Annotated in this window: 1 protein-coding gene; it reads right to left on the bottom strand. The window is 66.7% G+C overall.

Annotation, left to right across the window (positions count from 1 at the left end; genetic code table 11):
• Positions 1–27: 27 nt before the first annotated feature.
• Positions 28–1,038: S66 family peptidase (locus ACZYZ5_RS21450; protein ID WP_463904387.1), on the bottom strand; the 1,011-nt coding region annotated here is incomplete at its 5' end.

Raw genomic sequence — 1,038 nt, 5'->3', positions numbered from 1 at the left:
CCTTGACCGGGACACTACCAGCCACGGTCAGGCGTAGCTGGCGGTGACCGTCTTGGCTTTTCCGTTGAGTTGGATTCGACCGCCGTAGGGGAGGATCCACTGCGGCCGGGTGTGCCCGAAGGGGACTCCGATGCAAACGACGGCGTCCGGGTTGTATCGTCCGATTTCGGCGCTGACCACATCCCGCTGTGCCGCACGCAGCCGAGCCCGTTCGGCGGCAGGCGGAACCTGCCCGTGGCTGCTGACGGGAGGCCGGGCGACCATCACACCATCGACCGCCCCAAGGACGCCTCGCTCGCCCAGTGCTCGAACCCATCGCTTAATCCACTCTGCGGGAGCGAGAAGTTCGCTGGTTTCTAGGATCAAGATGGCGCCCCGGAGCGCGTCGACGGTGGGCAGCCTGTCGGCGAGGGCGAGTTGGTCAATGACTTCGAGGCAGCCACCCCACGTGGGACCGGAGACAGTCCTTGCGGGACCTGTCCACGCCCAGGGCTCGGTGGGTTCGCGGTCGCCGTATTCGGCGAGGGCCCGCGGTTCGAGCCAATCAGGCCCGAAGTCCTCTGACTCCCCGGGATCGGTGACTTCGAGTTCGCCTCCGGTGAGCAGCGCAGCCCGCAGGGAAGCGAGGTGGACGTCATCCGCACCCGGCCCGGCGCCAAGGTGGACTTGGGTCGAACCGCCGTAATATGCGGGAATCCCGAGGGACCACAGCCAGTTGAGCAGGTTGGTGTTATCGCTGTATCCGATGAAGATCTTGGGATCGGCTGCGGCCGCCGCCTCGTCGAGATGAGGTATGACCGTGACCTGGTCATCGCCGCCGATGGTGGCGACAATCGCGCGGATGCTGGGATCGGCGAACGCCGCATTAATGTCAGCCGCCCGTTCCTGGGGACTGGATCCGAGCTTGCGGGTCGTCGGGAACTCCACCGGGATCAACCCGGTAGCCGCGGTGAGCCGCCGCATCGCCTGTTCATGCACGGCAGGGGCGAGTCCAGGCGCCGCGAACGACGGGGAGAGAACCGCGACCCGATCGCCCGT

It is taken from the genome of Pseudarthrobacter ribosi, from assembly GCF_055412865.1.
This window is presented reverse-complemented; position numbering and strand designations above follow the sequence as displayed.